The sequence below is a fragment of the Peredibacter sp. HCB2-198 genome (genome assembly GCF_045999315.1).
GTDB lineage: Bacteria > Bdellovibrionota > Bacteriovoracia > Bacteriovoracales > Bacteriovoracaceae > Peredibacter.
This window is the reverse complement of sequence record NZ_CP174607.1, coordinates 2630273-2651429: the sequence shown is the minus strand read 5'-3', so window position 1 is coordinate 2651429 and position 21157 is coordinate 2630273. Positions and strand designations below refer to the sequence as shown.

The window sequence follows — 21157 nt, the reverse complement described above, 5'->3', positions numbered from 1 at the left end:
GTGCATTTTGCCCGTACACAAACACTTAAGAATTTCTTTAGGTGGAGCTAAAGAAAAGTTGAGTTAAAAGGTACGCCTCAATTCAAATTCTTCGGGATTCAAAATGCAGAAAGTGGTTGCCGTTATCGACGATGAACTGGAAATGGAAGATCTTTATGAGATTATTTTGGAAAAACAGATCAGACGAGGGCTTATCAACTTGAAATTCTTTTCGGACTCGAGGGACTTTCTAAGCTGGTTCAAAGACAACCAACCGGACCTGATATTAAGCGACATTAACATGCCCCATTTGGGTGGGCCTGAGGTTATGAAGCTGGTTCGTAAGTCTGGAAGCGGCATTCCTACCTACTTTGTAAGTGGATACGCTGAATCAGAGTACACTCGAATTATGAAAGAGCTGGGGGTCTATCGCTTCATCTCGAAGCCACTGAACTTCAGCCACGTTCAGAGTTTGATTGAGTTTGATCTTGGTATTCTAGCGGCAAACTTGTAGTCGTTCCCCTATCTTTTTCAGTACAATGTTTACTGGAAAAAAGGGGCCTGATGAGAGACTTTTCCTGGATCGCGGACATTGCATTGGAGAGCAAGAATTATGCTCCTTCACTTGGGGCCTATTTTGCCAAAGCACTCTCCAAGGTAAGCTTTGAGCCAGTCGCTGATTTTGAGCTAAAACGCTCTTGGGCGGTCCTTGCCAGGGATTTAGTTCACCTGAGATTTGATCCAGATTTCGCCGGTCCTCCAGACTTGGATGCCACACTTGGTGCCGTTCAAACCATCGGTATCGACAAGTACAACCAGGAAATGATGGACGAGGAGACCCTCGCACCAGTTTTGACAGAATTTTTTAATAAGTTCTTCGATACTATTGGCCAGCATCCGGAAATCTTCGATCTCCTTGATCAAGCAGATCTCATCGAAGACATGATTGGCACCATTGCGAAAAGCTATCTGCCAGTGCTGCAACTGTTTCCAGTCTTCTCAGACCAGGCCCTGAGCATTGTTCCCTACTTGAAGGAACCGCTCTTTACTGCCTTGTACGAACTTCCAGAAATTGAACACCACAAGCTGATTCTTCTCACTGAAAGAATCATGCACAAGTTCTACGATCAAGAAGTTCGTCCGCAGTTGGTAGAAATTCTGAAACAAAATGTGAAAGGAAGAAATCTTCTTCTCCCACTGATTGATGAGGCCATGAATCACCTCCCGGCCGATCGTTGTATGACCTCACTCATCAGCATTTTGTGTACACCGAGGGAAGAACTCTCCCAAGGAAGAATCATCTCGATTGTGCTGCAAGAATTGGGTGGCATGTACGTGAAGCTCGCCCAAGTGCTGGCGGAACTCGCACCACCGTCGCTTGCGAAAGAACTTCGCCACCAACAAGATAAACTGGGTGGAATCTTCGGAAGCCAGCAAAAGTCTTGGAGATATGTTTTAGATGTGCTCGAGCGCCCGAGCTGGAACCGACTTAAGCATTACATCCATGTTCCGACTGGAGTTCAAAATGCTTTCGCCGGTGCCTCCGTGGGAGCGATTTACGAATTTGAACTCACCGAACTTGGGAAAAGAAAACTTCACGCCAATCACTCGGTTTTGATTAAAATTCAAAGACCCGGATTAACAGAACTTTTTGAGCACCAAAAAAATACGCTTCTCGATATCCTCACTCATTTGGATAAAAATCTCGAGAGCACTGAACTCACGGTCGATGAGCAGCTGGAAGTAAGGGGCCTCATCACGGCCCTCAAGCGCACCATCATCAACTACGCCACTCAAAGTATTGGTGAGCTTGATTTTAGAATCGAAAAGAAAAACGCGGACCGAGTTCGTGAGGCCCTCAAAGGTCAATTTGATCTTCAAGTGCCTCAGTACTTCCATGTGGAGGCCGATGTCTCCATGATGGAAAAAATCCAAGGAGAAAAAATCACCTCGGTGGTGCACTCAAAATACCTTGAACGCATGAGTATTGCGGACCTTGTGAGTGATGCTTATCTCTATCTCATGTTCCAGAAAGGAATCATCTGGGCCGATCCACACGCCGGAAATATTCTCTACGATTCTGATCGCCTGCGAGTGAACCTCATTGATCTGAACCCATGTTTTACCTGGGACGATCGCACGATTAAAACCTTCATTGGTTTCTTGTACCGACTGATCCTAAGTGATCAGAAAGGAATTTTTGAGTCTCTTAAAGGACTGGTCGAAAATCCTGAAGAACTAAAAAATGAACGCACGCAAAAACTTATTGAAGAATTCATTGAACGCGGAAATCAAGGTGCCTTCATTCGCTACCTTTCGGATTTCGTGCGCCTTCTGGGTGAAGCAAATATTAATCTTAGAATCGAAGTACAAGCGGCGATGCGTGGACTCTCGCAGGTCTACTTAACATCGACGGCGATTTCTTCTCGCCACAACTTCGGACAAATTTTCCAGAAGCAGTTCGGCTGGAAGATGCTCATTCGTCACATTCTCTCCATCGGTCCTTTCAAAGTGGCGAAGGCCGTTCTTCCGATTGCCTTTGACTTAGTTAAAAATTCTCCAGAACAAGAAGTGGGCCCTACTCTGGATGAGCGCGACCTCACTGCCATTGAAGAAGCACTGGTTCTTCTGAACACTGAGAACGTGTGTAACATTGAGCTCCTCCGAACTTCACCGGAAGAAAACACGCATCTGACCCTCGCAACCGATGGATCAAGTCTCATTAAGAGTACTCACCTTCGAATTGAAATCCTGACGGAAACCAAACCCGCTTCAGTGAAATATATTTTAGAGACCCCTACCAAAGAATGGCTCAAAGACAGACAAGAGTACGTAAAACTTCAAGGTATCGGTTTCACCTTGTGTCTGGTGGAATGTCTGGAACAACTACGCCGCCATTCCCTGGAAGATTATTGGAACGTGGTTGAATCCTGGAACGCTCATCCTAAGCAGCGCTCTTGGGAAGAAAGTAGTCTCATTAGCGACATCCGTGTGGCCGCGAGGAATCTCTTCACCCGCCGCTACCAAAACATCTGGACCTCAGAATTCATGACGGTGTCCCGCTGGAACCGATTCCTGTGGAAACTTCTGGTAAGATTCGAAGAAAGATTTGAGCGCCGGGAACAGGGCTATTTTTATATTTTAAGTAAGAAGATGGGCTCAGAAAAAGTGGGGCAATACACCTTCGGAACCCTTCACCGGATCAAGATCATTACCTATCGACTGATCATTTCGGGGCTTAAGACCTTGATTCGACGTTCAAGATTCGAGATGAACCTTCTACCCCTTACTACGGATGAGCTCATTTACCGCATGCTTCATGGGCTTCTTCGTCGCGGACTTCCACGAGTAGAAAGTACAAAATAGTCTTACAGCTTTTGACAGAGTCTTTCCAAAAAAGGCACAACTAAAGGATGTTGAAGTTTTTCATTTTGCTCGTTTTGAGTCAGTCCCTGGCCTTTGCCGGCTCTCGTGAAGAGGCCCAGGACATTTTATTGAGATTCAAAAATGAGACTTCAATCACCAAACGCCTAGACCTGATCTCAAAGATCTTCATGGGACTTCCCTACGGCCAGGGCGGACCTTTAGGTGAAGGCCCGGAAGGTCGCTACGATCAAGACCCTCTTTATCGTTTTGATACTTTTGATTGCACCACATACGTTGAAACCATCATGGCGCTGGCCCTGGCCCGTGACATAAATGAGTTTGAAGAGCATCTGGATAAAATCCGTTACGAGAACGGTGAAATTGATTACTTAAAACGCAATCACTTCACTGACCTTCAATGGATCCCCTTCAACATTGAAAATGGCCACATGACTGAGATCAACACCACAGTCACGAATCAAATTAAAGTCGCCGAGGCCCTGATTAATTTCCCGAATTGGATTCGTTCGATCAAGATCGCTGAAATCAAAATGCCAAACAGCACTCAAGAGGAAAAACAAGAGCGCCTGGAAGAGCTTCACGCTCTCGCTCCGAATTATACCAGCTCCATCGCCCGCGTGAATTATCTCGAGATCAACATGCTGGTGAAAAAACCGCAGCTATTAAACAAGATTCCTACTGGCTCAATCGTAAATTTTGTTCGCCCGAACTGGGACCTGACCGACCTCATCGGCACTCATCAGAATATTTCTCATCAGGGTTTTATTTTTAAGCGTAACAATGTGGTCTATCTTCGTCACGCCAGCACTACCGGCAAAGTGAAAGAAGAACCATTCCTGGATTATCTAAAGAAGTTCGTGAATCACCCGACGATGAAGGGCATTCATCTCATGCGCTTAAACTAGGCCTGATACAATCCATTTTGATCCGCACCTAAAAAACACGCCTCAATTAACTGATCCTTCACCTTAGGAAGTCTATCCAGCGTTCTTTTCCCCGCAATGGTGAAATGTGGAAGATCAGAAAAACTCATCCCCATCTCTTCCAGGTTCTCATCTGAGGTGCGCCAGTGCCAGTGATTGAAGCGATTCAGATTAATCGGGCCAGAGAAAGATTCCAGAGAAAGTTGCCCCTTAGTATTGAAGTAAAAAGGAAAGTAACTCATCACGAGTTCGCGAACTGATTTATGAAATGGCTCACGCCCACGTAGCAGGGTTGTATTGGACTTTGAAATACTTCCCCATCCCGTCTTCGTTTTATAGACCGTAATCACATGATGATCATCATTATGGGCCACCAGATCCACCATAAGAGGCGGATGGCCTTGAAGTTCCAGAGCGGCGGCCGCAAGCAAACCACCTTCCAGACAATGTCCATCTCCACTCATCATCACATAACGAGGAGAACAGGCCTCACTTACTGGATTATAAATAAGCTCATCCAGGTAGCGCTGAATTTTATAAGGAGTACTGAGAGATTTTAAAAACTTCCTCTCGGAGGTCGTCCACATTTCACACCACTTCAATAATCAAGTGATGAATGTTGAACTCTTTTTGAATAATGTCACGATACTCGGCCGAAGTTTTACCGCAGCTCTTAATCATGATCTCGCACCCCACTTGCCCGGGAGCAAGTTTCCAGAGGTGGATATCTAAAACCTTAGAACCATCTGCTTCTAGTGCTTTGATCAAATTATCGCGATCAATCGAGGCCTCGTGAGCATCTAGTAGATCCATCCCACTTTGACGAATAAGTCCGAGTGACCATTTGAAGACAACGATACCACCTAGCACACCCACCGCAGGGTCAAGCCAACTCAGTCCCTGCCATCTTCCCAGGAGAAGAGCACCAATGGCAAAAACCGAAGTTAAGGCATCAGTCAGAATATGAACATAGGCACCCTCACGGTTAAAATCTTCAGCGTGAGAATGACTGTGTGAATGCGAATGCGAGTGAGAATGGTTATGAGCACCGGCCGGAGCAAGCTTGCTCTTACCGTGTGAACAATTTGAGTGATCGTGCCCGTGAGAATGACCGTGTGAATGCGAGTGTCCATGGTCATCACCCTGATGAAGAATAAGCGCACAAACAATATTCACGACCAGACCGATCACTGCAACAACAATGGCCTCATCATATTTAATGGGCCTTGATTCATAAAAATGCATGATCGATTCAACGATCATCGAGCCCGCAATAAAAATCAGAAACAAGGCACTGGTATAACCACCAAGGGAAAGAATTTTTCCTCCGCCAAATGTAAATGAAGCTCTAAATTTTGGATGGCGATAAAGGTAATAAACGACTAAAGATAAAAAAAGCGCCAAAGTGTGCGAGGCCATGTGCCAGCCGTCTGCTAACAAGGCCATCGATCCAGTCCAATAACCAACAGCAATTTCCACAATCATGGTGACCAGTGTGATGATCGTTACCCATTTAGTTTTTTGTTCGTTGGCGAGAAAAACGCCAGTGTCTTTTTGCTCAATACTACAGTGCTGTTGCATATCTTACCTCTCGGCTATTTTAACCGTTTTGAGGGTAAAAAATCCAGCAGTCCTGCACTTGCTCCACCAATAATTAGCACAATCGCAACCACCGTACTAAAAACTAGCAACTCATTCGCAAAAATCACGAGTCCGATGGTCGAAAGAACCGGAGTAAGATAGGCAAGGGCCCCAATAATTCGTGAATCACCCATTTTAAGAGCAAGATCCCAAGTATAAAAGGCCAGTCCAAACGGGCCCAGCCCCATCACGATCAACTTCCACAGATCTTCCGATTGAAGCACAACTCTCGGTTCAAGCCACAGATGAGTGAGAAAACATAAAATGCCACTCACAAAACAAAGCCCACCGATGGCCCAAACGGTGGTGGCCTTAAGTTTCTTTTTACCAACGGAATAAATTGGCCAGGCGAAGGCGGCCCCAAGCGCCAGTAAATAACCAGTTAAGTATTCACTCTTTAACTCCCCACCTTTCCCAAAAACTAAAAACACTGAACCAATGACGGCCAGTGCAGCACCGGCAATGTGATACCAACGAAGTTTTTGCTCTGGAAAGAAAATGGGAGTGATCACAACCATGATCACGGGCCAGAGATAATTAATCAAATTGGCCTCAATGGCGGGAGCAAATCGAAAAGCATAGAACAACAAAAAATGGTAACCAAAGTACCCTGCAGTTCCCCACAGTAAGACTTTTAAATCAGGAAACATTTCTTTTGGCCTAGCAAACGCAGGGAGCGACCCAATGAGAAAGCACGCCCCTAAAACATAAAAGGGTGGTAGATGAATCAAAAGTTTTCCGAAAGTCGCAAGACTCCCCCAACAGAGGATAGTAATCAGTCCAAAGATGAGGGATTGAGTTTTCGGATTCATAGGGAAAACTGTAGCTTGAAAGACTAAAACGCGCTAGTCTTAAGCATGCTCGAAACCAAACGCCTCATTCTTCGTCCTGCAGTTCTAGAAGATGCTCCTCTTCTCTACGAACTCAACTCGGATTTTGAAGTGGTTCGGTACACCGGAGACCCTTCTCTTAAGAATATTCTCGAAGCAGAGACCCAAATCAAAGAACGTATGTTCCCTCAGTTCCAGAAATATAAAATGGGACGCTTTACAGTGACCCTTAAAGACGGAACATATCTCGGTTGGTGTGGTCTACGCTACTTTCCAGAATCAGATGAAGTGGATTTGGGTTATCGTTTTATGAAAAAGCATTGGGGCCAGGGTTACGCCACTGAAGCGTCCCTAGTTACTTTGAAGTACGGTTTCGAGACCCTTAACCTTAAACGTATCATCGCCAAGGCCATGCCCGACAATATCGGAAGCATTAAAGTCATGCAAAAAATGGGAATGACTTTTCGTGGTTATCAAAAAGACCCTTGTGAACCACAGTCTTGGATTGTTTATGATATGACAGCCAGTGAATTTAAATCCAAATGCGTCGAATCCTAGCCTTTCTTATTCTCTCAACTGTTAAATCTATCTCTTGGGTTTTGTTTCGTGCCAAATCATCTTGGCTGACAGATGTACCAAAAGATCATTGGAAAAAAGCACGTCTCTACGTATTTCTAAACCACACTTCACTTTATGAGCCGATCTTCATTCAGCTCCTGCCCTTTTCATACCTCTGGCATCTGGCTGATCACATGAATGTTCCGGGGGCCGATATTACCTTGAATCGCCCACTGGTTGGGCGCTTCTATAAACTCATGATCCCAAATATCGCTTCAGTCTCTCGTAAAAAAGATTCCACTTGGGACAATTACTTAAAATCCATTGATAAAGATTCGGTGATTATGATTGCGGCCGAAGGTCGCATGAAGCGTCCCAACGGTCTGGACAAATCTGGAAAACCTATGACAGTTCGTGGTGGTGTTGCTGACATTATTGAGAACATTGATGAGGGAGGAATGGTTCTCGCCTTCTCTGGTGGCCTTCATCACATTCAAGCACCCGGACAAACTCTTCCCAAAGTTTTTAAAACTATTCACATGAACCTGAGCTACTTTGATATCTCTGAATACAAAAAACAGTTTCCAGAGAACCCTCGCGAGCGAAAAATTAAAATGGTGCAGGATCTTCAGATCAGACTTATCCGCGATTGCCCGGATCCGTCATTGAATAAATAGAAAACTTCTCTTCTCGATGGATCGGATAAATGTCCGCAAGCCACGGATGCTCATGTTCAATAATACTTTGAACACCTTTTCCACGGGCAATCACAGTGAACGAATGATTGTCAGCGAGTGCTTCCAGCTCTTTTAAGGTCTGACGGATATGAGCGACCTTTCCATAGTCATAGATAAAATAATACTGGGCCACGGGGAGTTTAAAATTGTGAGTAAGGTCCGCTGTCATGAGCTTGCCTTTTTCATAACCCAGTTTCTCAAAGATTCGATTTCCTTCTTGAACTCGCTCTTCCACTAACTCATAGCCTAGAAATTGCACTTCCGGATAAAGATGGGCCAATACCACTCCTAGACGGCCATAACCAGCACCCAAATCCACCATGAGTTCATCAGATTTTGGTTTTAGTACATCACAAAGAAGCTTCAGCTCTGAATAAGGTGTATTGAGAGTTTGCGGATCGAGTCCCACCCAAGTTTGATGTCCACCATGAAGTACATGACCCAAGTTATTCTGATCACCATCAGGTCGAAGATCCCTGGCCTTTAAAAACAGATCATGTTCAATATCGTTGATTCTGAAACCTAAGTATTCATCCACTTCTTCAGACGGTGATATAAAAAGTTGGTTATTTGGCATGGACATGCTCGTAAGCTATCAGAGAATATTTTACAATTCCATAGGTTAAGGAATCTTTCCTCACTATAATGGAACTGAGGGAATCATGAAAACAACCTACATTTCCAAACAACCAAATGCAGAGGGACTGATCGACTGGACGCCGGCCGAAAACAATACTTGGCGCACGCTGATTACCCGTCAGTCTGAAATTGTAAAGACTCGTGCTTGTCCGGAGTTTTTAGAAGGTCTTCATCGCATTGGATTTTCCGTAGACCATGTTCCTCAGCACACTGAAATTAACAGTCGATTGAAAGACTTCACAGGTTGGGAAGTGGAAGTAGTCCCGGCCCTGATTCCGGCCAAAGAGTTCTTTACACTCCTTGCCAACAAAAAATTCCCGGCCGCAAGTTTCATTCGGATTCCGGAGGAACTTGATTACATTCAAGAGCCAGATATTTTTCACGAATTCTATGGCCACGTTCCTCTCTTAACGTTTCCAGACTACGCCAACTTCATGGAGGAGTTCGGAAAGATCGCTCTCTCGGTCAACGGAAAAGATCGTCGTCGCCTCTTCCGCTTATTCTGGTTTACGATTGAATTTGGACTTTTAAAGACACCAGAAGGCATTCGCGCTTACGGTGGTGGAATGCTTTCCTCTATTCACGAAACTGTCTGGTCAGTGGAAAGTCCTGTTCCTAAACGAGAACCATTTGATCCTCTTACGGCCCTAAGAACCCCTTATCGAATTGATATCCCTCAGCCACTTTATTACGTCTTAGATAAATTCACTGATCTCTATAAAATCTTGGATCAGGACTTAATCGCCCTGTTGGAAAAATCCAAAGAGTTAGGTGATTTTGAACCACTTTTTGAGCCGGCCGGCGAAGAGCTGTAGACTTCACGAGCTAACATTTCTACACTTAGAGACGTATGCGCGTGGAAATGAACATTTTAATTTTCCTCATTGGGACTACGGTCATTGGCTTTGCAATCGCATTGGCCGCCATCATTATAATCCGCCGCCGACAAGAATTTGAACGCAAGAACCTGGAGCTTACCATCGAAAAGCTCTCTGGGGCCCCACTCAATCGAAAACTAAACAGCGCAGAACTTTACCAAGAACTGGCCTATCAAGTGGGGATCAAAGAAGAACTCACTCGTGAGCTTCAAAACAGCAACAGTCACCTGGAAGAAGAGCGTGAGATGAATGAAATTCTCATCAAGACGGTTTCCCACGATCTGGCCAATCCACTCACTGTGATTAATGCCTATATTGATATGATCAACTCCGGCCGCATTCCCGAAGAAGATCGTAAGATGATCTGGGACCGCATTAAGATGAACACGAAGTCGGCCCTGGATATGATTGCTCGTATCCGAGACGCCATTGTGACACGAAATCAAGCAAGCATTGTGGCCATTAACGACGTTTCGATTGATCGCTCCTTAAAGCGTCTTATCACTCAATTTGAGTCCCGCCTGGAAGAAAAAAACATCAAGGTGAAGTATGAAAACGGCGCTCCCCTCGATACTCTCGTGGCCGCCGAAGAAAACACTCTGACTGAACACGTTTTCGCCAATGTCCTTTCTAACTCTTTGAAGTTTTCTCATGAAGGTTCTGAGATCATCATAAAAGTTTTTGATATAGGTCCCACGATTCGAGTGGAGTTCCAAGATTTCGGTGTCGGAATTGATCACGAGCGATTGGAAAAGCGCCTTCTCCACACGACTGAAGGGACCCGGGGAGAACTTGGGTCGGGCTTCGGGGTCATGGTCATGGGCTATTTCCTAAGGAAATTTGGGGCCTCTTACCTCATTCAATCCGATGGCCCAGGGACAGGAACCACCATCATTATCAACTTGCGTAGGGCCCATGGCGCCAAAGCTTAAGAAAAATTTCCATAAACGGGTGTTTCACCTACGTGAAAATAACTATTTAAAATTACATATAGTTTTTACAGATTTACTCTGATGCACCAGAACTGCTACATTAAGGTCGAATGAAAACCTTTAATTATGAGCAACTAGAGCTACGTTATTTTGATAATGACATCGACTCAAACGATGTAGTTATCTTTATTCACGGTAACTCTCATAGCCATAGAACTTTTAGATATCAACTTGAGGATAAGCGTTTTCAGCATCTAAGAATCCTCGCCCTGGATCTTCCGGGCCACGGTCTTTCTTCTCGTTCAACTAAATACAACATGGCCTTATTTGTAGGAATGCTTGAGGCCTTCGTAAAATCATTGAATCTTACTAACTACGTCTTAGTTGGCCACTCCCTTGGCGGACACATCGCCACTCAGTCTCTGACTTGTTTAAATCCAAAAGGGATTTTGATTTTCGGAACGCCACCTCTAAGAAATCCGCCGGACATGTCGGCCTTCAGAGACCATCCAGCAACTTCGTATCTCTTTAAAAATGAACTTAGCGACGCTGAACTCGATCTTCTTATGAAGTCTTTCTATAACGATTATCAAATCACCAATGCGGACATCGCTGAAGTCCGCCAAACCGATTCTTTGTTTCGAGAGAAATTCGCTCAATCAGTGGGCGAATTGAAATTTGCAGATGAGATTGAATTACTGAGACACTACGATGGCCATAAGGCCGTTCTTCACGCCACTCAAGATAAATTCATTAACAAGGAATACATCGAGAAGAACGTGGGCCCGGTGGTTGAAATTGAATCGTCTCACAATATGCATATCGAAAATGCTGAAGACTTTAACCAGGCCCTTTTAAGCTTTATTCAAACGAGCTTCAATTTACCTGTTCCATCATTTAGAACCGGTCACAATGAAGTTATTGTAAAACAATAAAGAGTCCTTACTTGTTAGCTCTTCCAGATAAGCATCAATAAATCTCTGCGCCATTTTTGGACTTCCAAAAACACTGTCCAATAGTGCGCGTCCAAAATTAAAACGCTCACGATAGTTCTCCACTTCCTTCAAAAGATCTTCACCATGAAAGGCCATTGGTCTTACTTGATAAGAGACATCTTTGAAGCCGGCACCTTTCATGTGAGCAAAAAGTTTTCTACCTGCATAGAAATCAAGATGGTGATCCTCGTAGGCCTTCTTCGTAAGAAGAATTAACATGTCCCGAAGCTCACTATTATTTGTATGAAGATTGGCAACAACTCCATCCAGATCAATCAGTCTCACCACTCCTCCCGGCTTACACAGACGATGAAGTTCTTGAGTCACTTTTAGAGGATTCGGAAGATACTCATAAACAAAACGACAAACGATCTTATCGTAAGAGTGATCGTTCTTAGGAATTCGTTCCAGATCACATTGGAAATAAGAAACATTCTCTCCGGCATTATTGTCGACTAAATACTTTTCAGCTTGTTTTAAGCGGATATCAGAAAAATCACATGATTCCAGGGAGTGCATCTCATAATTTTTCTTAAGAAATAGAGAGACAATTCCGGCCCCACAACCAGCATCTAAAACCTTGTCTTTAGATGTGATCTTCAAATCTTTAAGATCATGATTCAAGCTATAGACGCTAATGTCGTCTTGTAACTTCAGTCTTCTCGCCTCAGCTGTGTTTTCTAGAACATAAGCCATCTTGAATCCTTTGTTGTTAAAAAAGCGTGAGATTTATTTCGGAATAATTAATTAAAAAATTAAACATCCAGTTCCGTAAAGACTTTCACTCTCAAACGAATCATTCACAAAAGGTGGTTGCATGTTTAAGCAGCAAAATGATCAGGGGAAGTACAAGTTCAAAGTTGTCGTTGTAGAGTGTCCCTATGATATCTACACAGAAGATTCTTTCACAAGAAATTTCATGACCGATCTCTTTAAATTAAAGTTCGAAGGCTACATGAAACATTATCCGTATGGGATCATGCCTGTGAGTGATTATGACTTTATGGCCACGCACGTTTGTCTTTGTATCGAAGAAGGAAATAAGATTGTTCCACTTGCGGCCTTCAAATCCATCAGTAATGAAATCTGCAAAAAATTCCGCGCACCTTTCCCTGTGATCTCTCATAAATTTGGGATGTATAAAGAAAACTTTAAAGACTACGTGGATGCCATCACTCAGTGGCAAAACAACCTTGAGGCGAAAAGTAAAAAGTATGCTTACAACGCTTCATGGACCATGCGAACGGATCTCGACAAGGAATTAAGAAATCTTTGTAGAGAGATTTCTCAATCACTTTTCTTCTATCATTATCATGATCAAGATCTTTTAAACGTGATCAACTCCACCGCTTGTTCCCATGGTGTGAATACGTTCCAGGAATATATGGGACTAAAATACTTAAAGAGCGTACGGGGTGAATTCATGGAGCCGTTTAAATCTCCCGTCTTCTTTGAAGAGCCGTTTGCCATTATGTATTTAGAAGAGCCAGGGTTCTCAGAGCTTTTCGCCAAAGAATGTCAGAAGTATAAATCGGTGTGGGAAAATCGTTTGATTATCAATAAAGCGAGTCTTGCATCTACGCAGAAGAAAGCGGCCTAAGATTGCTGTAATCAATTCTAAACTGATCATAACTATCACCTCGGTGCTTCGACTTCGTAATAGAAGTCGTGGCACCTTCCAACCCAATGTACTTTGTTAAGTGGCAGGCCATGGCCGCACGAAACTTCGTGAAATTGTAAGATGAATAATCTGTGCGTTTATAAAGATCAGAGATATTTTCATTCGAGTATGAAGAAATAAGGATGCTCTTATCATCGGCCGCTTCAATCTTATATGACCAGTTCTTCTCTACATGGTGAACCACGCGGATCAAGTGCTCATAGATCTCAAGTGGAGTTCTACACTCTGAAAGGATCTTACCGAACTCGGTGTCGGCAAAGTGAAAGGCGTTTCCATAAGACATGAGGTCATAGTCCTCTTTAGTAAGAGGAACACGGATTGAAATTGAGTCCAGAAGATCTGAAGCAAGCTGAACAGAGACTTCGAAATCAATATTGCTATCAAAAGTCAGCTCATTCAAAGAAAAATTGGTTTGGATCTCTTTATAGAAGCCGTACTTTTTGGCGATTTTTAAAATGTTTCTTACGGTAAAAGACTTGGACCCTAGAGCGCGCTTATACTCGTCCGGCAATAAAGACTGAAAATAGCCCTTGAAATTATTTTGAAGATCATTTGTATTCAGCTCTTCGCAAAGAATAGAATCTAAATTGATGCCCAGTTTATCGGCGATTCTATTGACACTTGTGAAAGGCAGAATTGAAGTGTTGTTTTTAAGAAAGGCAAACTTCTGTGATGACAGCCCCATCTGGGTCGCCATGACATCGTCTTGAATACCGGTCACTTCCTGAATCGTGCCCAGATTATTCCACAAAAGATTGTCGATCTTACACTCGTTGCTGCTTCTCAAACAATTGCCTTTGTTGCTCCACCTGCGGAGGCCTGCTCATCCAATCGCTTAACAAATAAGTGTAGCGGTGTATGCGCGATAAAGCTCAAAGAAATTCCAATTTTTTCACAGACGCAAACTACATAGCTCCAGGAAATAGAATCCTGACTTGCTTCCGATGACAGAACAGTCTTCTCCTCAATGCGGAGATACTGAGCAAATTGTGATGTCGACATACCCAGATGATCTCTAATCGCACGAAGCTTTAGATGGATTTCATCGTTATTGGCATCTCGATGAATGAGATCTTCAACGAGAGAAATGAACTGATCAATTCTGAAGTCATGTTTCGATAGGTAAGTAAAATTCTTCAAAAGGCCCAGACTGTTAATTTTTGGGTCTTTTTGACTGGCCGTAAAAAGCAAGAACTGAGTTTGCATACCTGCTAACTGAAGATAGTGGAAAATATCAATCCCTTGAACGTCCCAGAACAGGGCCCCTGAAATGATAAGTGAAAAGTCATTGCTTTGCTTAAGCATCTCAATCGCTTTAAGTGGGTTATTAACACTAACTACCTCAATATCAGGCAGTTCCATCTTAAGGATGGTTGAAAGTTCATGAATATTCGACTGATCACACCACAAAATTTTTTTCATAATTATCCAGGAATGTATCCTTAAACTATACTAACCGGCATACGGATATACAATCGCGGATTGCTCCAATTACGTTCACATTAATGAATAGCAAAATCCTGAATTTTCGTCTGTCAGTTTTGAAAAAAATCCACTTTTATAGGCCCATTCTTAAGGATTTTTTAAGGTCTGCCCCTACACAGAATCTAATTCCGTGCAAGAAGTGTTGCGGCCAAGAAGGTACAGTAAAAACTTAAAAAGCCTTACAAGAAAAGACGTTTAATCGGCCACTTGCTATAAAAACCCTCTGATCAAAATCTTAGGAGGATCAATTGAAAACTTTTCTCGTTCTAGCATTGGCACTTGTAAGCTCGGCTGCCATGGCATTTCCGGTGGCCCCTTTCAATGCTCTTGAGCGTTCTAACCTAAAGTCTATTCAATCGTTCGAAGCTCGTGGTTATGACTTTGAAGGGATTGTGAAACTTTCTAACTGTTCAGGCTCACTTGTTGCCTTCAACGGTATGCCTCTTTCTGCCAAGGCGATCATGATGACTAACGGTCATTGCGTATCTGCTCCAGGTGGTTTTCTTAAGCCCGGTGAAGTATGGGTAAACCGTGCGGCCCCTCGTTCTCTAAAGCTTTATGATGTGAATTTCAAGCTTCACAACATCCAAGCGACTAAGATTCTTTTCGCTACAATGACAAACACAGACGTTGCTTTCTATGAGCTAACTGAGTCATACAACGAAATCTTCGCCCGTACGAAAGTTCGCCCTTTCCTACTTGATTCAGCTCGTCCACTTGAAGGTGTGAGCATTGATATCATTTCTGGTTACTGGGACCGCGGTTATAGCTGCGAAATCGACGGATTCGTGTTCCAAATCAGAGAGGCCGATTGGACATTCACTGATTCAATCCGTTACACAGCTGGTTGTGACACTATCGGTGGTACATCAGGTTCTCCCATCATCGCTCGCGGTGAAAGACGTGTGATCGGTATCAACAACACTTCAAACGAAAGCGGTCGTCGTTGTACTATGAACAACCCATGTGAAGTTGATCAGGCGGGCCAGGTTGAAGTGAGAAAAGGTGTTCGTTACGGTCAGCAGACTTACAACGTTTACACTTGTCTTACTCCAGACTTCCGTTTTGATCTAAACAGAAACGGCTGTCAGCTTCCTCGTTAATTTTCGTAAATTTCTAAGGGTTGATTGTCTGGATCGGCGAAGAAGAAAAACTTTTTCCCGGTCTGATGATCAACCCTGATCTCTTCCACCGCAATATTCTTCTCTTTTAACTCCGCGTGAAATGTCTCAATGTGATCCACCGAAAAGGCCAGATGCCTAAGTCCCATGGCCTCTGGATATGAAGGTCTTGCTGGAGCACCCGGAAAAGTAAACATCTCAAGCTGAATTCCATCGCGAATCAAATCCACTTTCCAGGAATTTCGCTCAGTACGGAATTCTTTTCGGAGAACCTGAAAGCCCAGTGCTTCCTGATAAAAATCAAGAGAGCGATCCAGTGAACTCACAATCAAGGCAACATGGTGTAGTTTCATCGTTCACAGCTTAAGCTTTTTCCTTTAAAAAGCCAAAAGGACGGGATAAAGTTCTGGGCCATGAAAGGAACTTTTTTTAATAAACCACTAGAGTGGAACATTGAGACCGTTGGAGAGAGCTGGCAGCAGGGCTCCAACATTACTGGAACGCTGAAGGTTAAAAACCACGGCACTGAAACCATTAATCTGGCCGATGCTGGTGTGGGTCTCGCTTATGCAGAAATCAAAAAAATTCATGCTCGCGCTGAAGGAGCTTTGAAACTTGATGCCACTACGGCCTTCGAGCAAAAAGAACTTAAGGCGGGCGAAGAAGCCCAGCTTTCTTTCTCATTCACAGTGGGACCAAATTCTCCTGTAACAGACAAAAAGGCCAGCTACTACCTTGCCTACGGCCGTCAGTTCAACGAGAACCATCTTCAACTTAAAATTGATCCAAAGGCCCTCTACACAAAGATCGTGGGTCTCTTGGATACTTTTCATCGCTTTAAGCAAAAAGAATTTAAGGCCTCAAAGAAAGGAGTGGAATTTAAACTTCTTCCCCCAACGTCACGTGACATGGCCAATATCGACTCACTCCTTCTTACGTTCTCAATGGATGAAGATAAACTTGTTATGAAGTATGACTTTCAGGTTAAAAAGTTGGATACTTCATCCGTCACGACAAAGATCAATAAAGAGAATCTTTCAATTGAAAAACTCCTCGCTCCTAAAGAGTACTCTTTAGGCAAGGACATGATTAACCAGGATACACTCCTGAAGTCAGTTGAGGCCGTTCTTTCTGAAGTTAAGCTAAAGAACGTGTACTAATTAACAATAAATTTTATTGTTAATCATTGTTTTAGTTAATGCCGGCTTAAAACTTCCGAAGAGAGTTTATGCAAATTAAAAGGATACCGGCCCTTCGCTGGTACTTCGCCATTTATAACTTTGTGTCTTATCACAGAGTGCGCTTGAACGACATCGACCGACGTCAGATTCACGCTCAGATTGTGACAGTTCTATGTACTGGCGTACTCATGTGGTCATATGCCATTCTGGCGAGCTTTACCATTGCCTCTCCTGTTCCGGGATTTGTGGGACTGGCCTGCTCACTCGTACATCTTCTTTCACCACTCATGTTTCGTTTCACCAATAATACGTACTTCATTTCAAACGTATTATTAGGTGCGGGAATCATTCATCAATCAACCTTCACTTATTTTACCGGTGGTTTTACCAGTAACATTTTAATCTGGTTTGGTGTTCTTCCTCTGATTGGTGGTGTGATCTGTGCTCAAAAAGGCGCCATTACCTGGAGCTTAACTTCGGCCATCGTGGCCCTGGGCTTTTTCATTCTTCATGTCAGTGGTTATGAATGTCCCAATCTTATTACTCAAACTGGATTTGTATGGAGCCACGCCCTCTTAGTGTTTGGCTGGATCTTTATCAGCACCACTCTTGTGGTGGTCTACGCAGGTCTAAGACAACATACGGAAGAGCTCCTTCAGCAACAAGGTCAGAAGATTGATGACCTATTCCGAGTTCTTTTCCACGATCTGGCCAATCCATTGGGACGAATCACCATTGGACTCTCCCTTGCCAAGAAGCAACTTCCTGCGACTGAAGGAAGCCGTGGACTTGAGATCGCTTCTCAGGCCTCGGAGGCAATGCTTGAGATCACTCAGAACATCCGCAAAATGTATGCTGTAAGTAAGGGCAAGGCCCATGTGGATCTCACGATGGTCTCGCTTAATAGCGCCGTCGAGTATGTCACCAGAGTTTTCTTTAACGAGCTTGAACGCAAGCAGCTCGCCATTGAGTATCACTATGATAAAAACGCGGGCCTAAACTTGTTAGTTGAGCCTGTGAGCTTTAACAATCAGGTGCTGGGAAACATTATCTCCAACGCCATTAAGTTCTCTCCTATTGGCAGTAAAATTGTGATTAATGTCTATCCGGTCAATCAAGGAACCTACGCAGTCGAGATTAAGGACTCCGGCATAGGTATGCCTGAGGTCCTGATTAAAAATCTCTTCGACATTAACAAGAAGACTTCTCGTCCTGGAACCATGGGCGAAATTGGTACCGGCTTTGGTATGCATATCATGAAGTCATTTGTTGAGATGTATGGCGGTCAGGTGGCAATCGAATCCCTTGAAGGCCAAAATGATATGCCTTCAGGAACAACAGTCAGACTCATTTTAAAAGGTGAATGGTCATAATAAAAAAGGCCCCGATTGGGGCCCTTTTTTTATTTTTGATGAACAACTGGTTTGTAGATGATCGAGAGACCGGCAAGAGGATACTTACCGTTAATAAACTTAGGTACCTTGGCCTTTGCCCAAAGCATGTCAGGACGAGTTTCAGAGATCCACTCACCACCGATGATCTGGCCCGCATTATCAAGCTCAAGAATATATTCATAGTTTCTTACTGAGTAAGTCTGGGCCGGAGTTCCAGTCACAGGGTCCTTTGAAACGAAACCAAGATAACCTTCGTCGGCGTACTTTTGCTTCCAAAACACAAGCTCTTCAGCATAAGTCATATCAGTTTTAACTTGGATTTTTTTATCCACACCGCTCTTAATGTCTTTGGCCGTAAGTGGAACCTCCCCTACGATTCTTGAATCGTAAGAGTAAACCGGCTGGTTCCATACATCATTAAAGCGATCCACTTCAGCGATGAAGCCCTGGGAGTTGATACCAATCATGTTCGTAACCACTACGTGGAAAGCACCAGCGTTTACGTCAGCGCACTCTTCTTTGTTAGCATCACGAGGTGATGGAGGATTTGGATATTGATCGGCCGGGAACGCTTCACCTGGAACCTTACCGTTCGCTTTACAACGGTCACCTACACGCACATACATACCGTTGGCGTTATAGGCCTCGTGCATAGAAAGAAGACCTTTCACATCTGAAGCGCCAAACGGAACTTTGACTCCGTCTTTATTTGTGACAACCGTTTTATCCGGCTCAGAGTAATGAGAAGCGGCCAGGGCCCATCCGTCACAAATTCCTTCCCACCACAAATCAGTCGGCTTGTAACTCTTAAGAGTTTTCTTAGTAAGAGTATAGTTATAGTCACCCATAGCAATGTCATAAAGCTCAGCAGGAGAAAGTTGAGAAAGTTCTTTCTCCGACATTCTTAGAATTTCTTCTTTCGTATGAAGAGTGAATTTAAATGGTTGAGGATTTGGATGGTTCCAACGATAAGCAATCCCGCCAAGACGAGAAGGCCAGAATGTTTCAGACCAGGCCATACTGTCATCTAACAAACGAGCAGAAAGCGGAAGATCCGTAAATGTCGTGTTAATCTTTGTCGCAGCAACAGGATTAAACAATGCAGGATTGTTACTTCTGTTCCATTTTGCGGCGTGAGCAGAACCAATCAAGGCCATAGAGGCCAGAACTAAGAGCTTATTCATTTTTCAGTCCTTTTGAAGGAATAGATGCCGCGGTTTATAGGACATACGAGGCACTTCCTCAAGTTTTAAGGGTATTTTTTACATTCATTGGTGATAAGATAAACCATGGAAATTAGAGGACTGGAAGGGACATCCTTAGACATAATTTTTCATGCCTTTAAAGAGGCCTTCAATAATTACGTGATCCCCTTGGATTTGGATCGGGATCTTCATTTAAAACGTTGGAAAACGGCCGGAGTTGATTTCTCACTTTCCTATGGGGTCTTTGATCAAGAAGAACTCGTGGCCTTTGTTCTTCATGTCCCGGTAGATCATGTTCTCTTTAATTTTGGAACCGGCGTGGTTCCGAGTCACCGCGGACAAAAACTTATCGAAAAAATTTATGATGTCGCGGTTCCACATCTTAAAAACTTTAAGGAAGTAAAACTGGAAGTGATTAAGGGAAACGATCGGGCCATCGCCCTTTATGAAAGGATGGGATTTCAGACAACAAGGGAGCTGCTCTCTTTTCAGGGAGAGCTTAATATCTGTTGTGGCCCCACCAATGCCTTTCACTATCATGTGAGACCTCTTGGCTACACTCAAGAAATGAAAGACATGCGACTTTTTGAACCGGCATCCGAGGCCAGTAAAACCGTTCTCATGAAAGCAAAAGAAAATCACGAGACCCATGAGCTTCGTTACGGAGACACTCTTGTGGCCTATGCGGTCTACACTCCCTATAACGGTTCCCTTCGTGAAATGGGTGCCATTGATCCCATTGATCGCCATCTCGATCAATTGCTTCTTCATATGAAACTCGGAGATCAAAGAATCCGTGTGATGAATGTTGAAGATCGGTCTCAAACGATGATTCATTTCTGGATGAATAAAGGACTGATTAATTTTGTGACCCAGTTTGAAATGAGGAAGGAATTATAAGTGGGAGTTCAGAAGAACTGATCGCATGCTATTTGGATCGTGAAAGACCGCCTCAATATTATTACCATCCGGATCTAAGACGTAGGCCGAATAGTAATTGGTGTGAAAATTTCTTTCACCGGGAGCACCATTACACATGCCACCGTTTTGAAGGGCAGTTTCGTAAAACATTTTAACCGCCGCTGGATGCGGGGCCATGAAGGCAAGATGAACGGCCTGAGTAGGGGCCTCAGATTCAATCACAAGGAACTCATCCACCGAAAAACTTTTTCCATTCTCAAAACTCATTGAGAGCCCAAGAGTTTCAATGACCGGCCGATAAAACTTTTTACTTTTATCAATGTCTTTCACTTTTAGTTCCACATGATCAAAAAGTCTTCCACGACGAATGCTGTTCATAAGACCGATCCTTTCTGATCTGCCTTGATGAAGACCTGTGAAAAGTAAGTAAAAAAGAAACCTACAAATATTGAAACGGGAACGTTGATAGAACTTCTTAAAGCATTAAACTGAACAAAGGTGATACCAATGAAAGATGTGAAAAAGAAAAAAGGTCCCAGATTTTCCATCAGGTCCCATTTTGAAGTCTCTTCTGCTCTGTCTTCTTTCGATAACGAACGAACAATCGAAAACACACTTCCGATAAATCCGATCACAAAAAAGAAGAAATAAATTTTACAAAGCATTTTAC

24 protein-coding genes are annotated in these 21157 nt (G+C 43.5%); 13 read left to right on the top strand and 11 right to left on the bottom strand.

Features of this window, described 5'->3' with window-relative positions; translation table 11 throughout:
- Positions 1–103: 103 nt before the first annotated feature.
- The 3 genes from ACJVC5_RS13400 to ACJVC5_RS13390 are packed head-to-tail and all read left to right on the top strand — an operon-like array spanning position 104 to position 4271.
- Positions 104–493 carry a response regulator transcription factor gene (locus tag ACJVC5_RS13400; protein ID WP_408096032.1) on the top strand — a complete coding sequence of 130 codons (390 nt, stop codon included), beginning with the start codon at positions 104–106 and terminating at the stop codon, positions 491–493.
- A 50-nt stretch (positions 494–543) separates the two neighbouring features.
- Positions 544–3345, top strand: coding sequence for an AarF/UbiB family protein (locus tag ACJVC5_RS13395; protein WP_408096031.1), 2802 nt, complete (start codon positions 544–546; stop codon positions 3343–3345).
- A 47-nt stretch (positions 3346–3392) separates the two neighbouring features.
- Positions 3393–4271 carry an N-acetylmuramoyl-L-alanine amidase-like domain-containing protein gene (locus ACJVC5_RS13390; protein ID WP_408096030.1) on the top strand — a complete coding sequence of 293 codons (879 nt, stop codon included), beginning with the start codon at positions 3393–3395 and terminating at the stop codon, positions 4269–4271.
- Here ACJVC5_RS13390 and ACJVC5_RS13385 read toward each other — a convergent pair.
- From ACJVC5_RS13385 to ACJVC5_RS13375, 3 genes are read right to left on the bottom strand one after another with little or no spacing between them, the layout of a single operon-like run.
- On the bottom strand, positions 4268–4876 hold the full coding sequence (locus ACJVC5_RS13385; RefSeq protein WP_408096029.1) for a hypothetical protein: 609 nt from the start codon (positions 4874–4876) through the stop codon (positions 4268–4270). The two genes, ACJVC5_RS13390 and ACJVC5_RS13385, sit on opposite strands and share 4 nt — an antisense overlap.
- Position 4877: 1 nt before the next feature.
- Positions 4878–5870, bottom strand: a complete 993-nt coding sequence (dmeF, locus tag ACJVC5_RS13380; protein WP_408096028.1) for a CDF family Co(II)/Ni(II) efflux transporter DmeF — start codon at positions 5868–5870, stop codon at positions 4878–4880.
- Positions 5871–5884: 14 nt separating this feature from the next.
- Complete coding sequence (locus ACJVC5_RS13375) at positions 5885–6742, bottom strand: DMT family transporter (protein ID WP_408096027.1); 858 nt, start codon at positions 6740–6742, stop codon at positions 5885–5887.
- A gap of 45 nt (positions 6743–6787) precedes the next feature.
- Between ACJVC5_RS13375 and ACJVC5_RS13370 the strand changes: the two genes are divergently transcribed.
- Together ACJVC5_RS13370 and ACJVC5_RS13365 are read left to right on the top strand one after the other, a co-directional pair.
- Positions 6788–7318: a GNAT family N-acetyltransferase gene (locus tag ACJVC5_RS13370; RefSeq protein ID WP_408096026.1), complete on the top strand. Its 531-nt coding sequence runs from the start codon at positions 6788–6790 to the stop codon at positions 7316–7318.
- Positions 7303–7995, top strand: coding sequence for a hypothetical protein (locus ACJVC5_RS13365; protein ID WP_408096025.1), 693 nt, complete (start codon positions 7303–7305; stop codon positions 7993–7995). Before ACJVC5_RS13370 ends, ACJVC5_RS13365 begins: the two co-directional genes overlap by 16 nt.
- Here ACJVC5_RS13365 and ACJVC5_RS13360 read toward each other — a convergent pair.
- Positions 7958–8632: a methyltransferase gene (locus ACJVC5_RS13360; protein ID WP_408096024.1), complete on the bottom strand. Its 675-nt coding sequence runs from the start codon at positions 8630–8632 to the stop codon at positions 7958–7960. The two genes, ACJVC5_RS13365 and ACJVC5_RS13360, sit on opposite strands and share 38 nt — an antisense overlap.
- 82 nt (positions 8633–8714) lie before the next feature.
- Between ACJVC5_RS13360 and phhA the strand changes: the two genes are divergently transcribed.
- The 3 genes from phhA (at position 8715) to ACJVC5_RS13345 (ending at position 11439) form a co-directional block, all read left to right on the top strand.
- Positions 8715–9509 (top strand): phenylalanine 4-monooxygenase, encoded by a 795-nt coding sequence (gene phhA / locus ACJVC5_RS13355; RefSeq protein ID WP_408099243.1) that lies wholly within the window; start codon positions 8715–8717, stop codon positions 9507–9509.
- A 47-nt stretch (positions 9510–9556) separates the two neighbouring features.
- A complete protein-coding gene (locus tag ACJVC5_RS13350; RefSeq protein ID WP_408096023.1) occupies positions 9557–10504 on the top strand; it encodes a sensor histidine kinase in 948 nt (315 codons plus the stop codon).
- 110 nt (positions 10505–10614) lie between these two features.
- Complete coding sequence (locus ACJVC5_RS13345; protein ID WP_408096022.1) at positions 10615–11439, top strand: alpha/beta fold hydrolase; 825 nt, start codon at positions 10615–10617, stop codon at positions 11437–11439.
- Here ACJVC5_RS13345 and ACJVC5_RS13340 read toward each other — a convergent pair.
- Positions 11398–12195 (bottom strand): class I SAM-dependent methyltransferase, encoded by a 798-nt coding sequence (locus ACJVC5_RS13340; RefSeq protein WP_408096021.1) that lies wholly within the window; start codon positions 12193–12195, stop codon positions 11398–11400. The two genes, ACJVC5_RS13345 and ACJVC5_RS13340, sit on opposite strands and share 42 nt — an antisense overlap.
- Positions 12196–12316: 121 nt before the next feature.
- Here ACJVC5_RS13340 and ACJVC5_RS13335 point away from each other — a divergent pair, with 121 nt between their 5' ends.
- Complete coding sequence (locus tag ACJVC5_RS13335; RefSeq protein WP_408096020.1) at positions 12317–13099, top strand: hypothetical protein; 783 nt, start codon at positions 12317–12319, stop codon at positions 13097–13099.
- On the opposite strand, the gene ACJVC5_RS13330 is transcribed toward ACJVC5_RS13335, so the two are convergent.
- On the bottom strand, positions 13077–13931 hold the full coding sequence (locus ACJVC5_RS13330; protein ID WP_408096019.1) for a hypothetical protein: 855 nt from the start codon (positions 13929–13931) through the stop codon (positions 13077–13079). The genes ACJVC5_RS13335 and ACJVC5_RS13330 overlap by 23 nt on opposite strands.
- 32 nt (positions 13932–13963) lie before the next feature.
- A complete protein-coding gene (locus ACJVC5_RS13325) occupies positions 13964–14602 on the bottom strand; it encodes a hypothetical protein (protein ID WP_408096018.1) in 639 nt (212 codons plus the stop codon).
- A gap of 311 nt (positions 14603–14913) precedes the next feature.
- Here ACJVC5_RS13325 and ACJVC5_RS13320 point away from each other — a divergent pair, with 311 nt between their 5' ends.
- Positions 14914–15768: a trypsin-like serine peptidase gene (locus ACJVC5_RS13320; protein ID WP_408096017.1), complete on the top strand. Its 855-nt coding sequence runs from the start codon at positions 14914–14916 to the stop codon at positions 15766–15768.
- On the opposite strand, the gene ACJVC5_RS13315 is transcribed toward ACJVC5_RS13320, so the two are convergent.
- Entirely contained in the window at positions 15765–16139 is a 375-nt protein-coding gene (locus ACJVC5_RS13315; RefSeq protein ID WP_408096016.1) for an SMU1112c/YaeR family gloxylase I-like metalloprotein, read from the bottom strand. The genes ACJVC5_RS13320 and ACJVC5_RS13315 overlap by 4 nt on opposite strands.
- Before the next feature lie 60 nt (positions 16140–16199).
- On the opposite strand from ACJVC5_RS13315, the gene ACJVC5_RS13310 reads away from it, so the two are divergent.
- Complete coding sequence (locus ACJVC5_RS13310; RefSeq protein ID WP_408096015.1) at positions 16200–16946, top strand: hypothetical protein; 747 nt, start codon at positions 16200–16202, stop codon at positions 16944–16946.
- 68 nt (positions 16947–17014) lie between these two features.
- A complete protein-coding gene (locus ACJVC5_RS13305) occupies positions 17015–18340 on the top strand; it encodes a sensor histidine kinase (protein ID WP_408096014.1) in 1326 nt (441 codons plus the stop codon).
- A gap of 29 nt (positions 18341–18369) precedes the next feature.
- On the opposite strand, the gene ACJVC5_RS13300 is transcribed toward ACJVC5_RS13305, so the two are convergent.
- Positions 18370–19545, bottom strand: coding sequence for a hypothetical protein (locus ACJVC5_RS13300; RefSeq protein ID WP_408096013.1), 1176 nt, complete (start codon positions 19543–19545; stop codon positions 18370–18372).
- Positions 19546–19650: 105 nt separating this feature from the next.
- Between ACJVC5_RS13300 and ACJVC5_RS13295 the strand changes: the two genes are divergently transcribed.
- A complete protein-coding gene (locus ACJVC5_RS13295) occupies positions 19651–20466 on the top strand; it encodes a GNAT family N-acetyltransferase (RefSeq protein ID WP_408096012.1) in 816 nt (271 codons plus the stop codon).
- Here ACJVC5_RS13295 and ACJVC5_RS13290 read toward each other — a convergent pair.
- Together ACJVC5_RS13290 and ACJVC5_RS13285 are read right to left on the bottom strand one after the other, a co-directional pair.
- Positions 20461–20865, bottom strand: coding sequence for a VOC family protein (locus ACJVC5_RS13290; protein ID WP_408096011.1), 405 nt, complete (start codon positions 20863–20865; stop codon positions 20461–20463). The genes ACJVC5_RS13295 and ACJVC5_RS13290 overlap by 6 nt on opposite strands.
- Positions 20862–21152: a hypothetical protein gene (locus ACJVC5_RS13285; RefSeq protein ID WP_408096010.1), complete on the bottom strand. Its 291-nt coding sequence runs from the start codon at positions 21150–21152 to the stop codon at positions 20862–20864. The genes ACJVC5_RS13290 and ACJVC5_RS13285 overlap by 4 nt, the downstream gene beginning before the upstream one ends.
- Between the last annotated feature and the right edge of the window lie 5 nt (positions 21153–21157).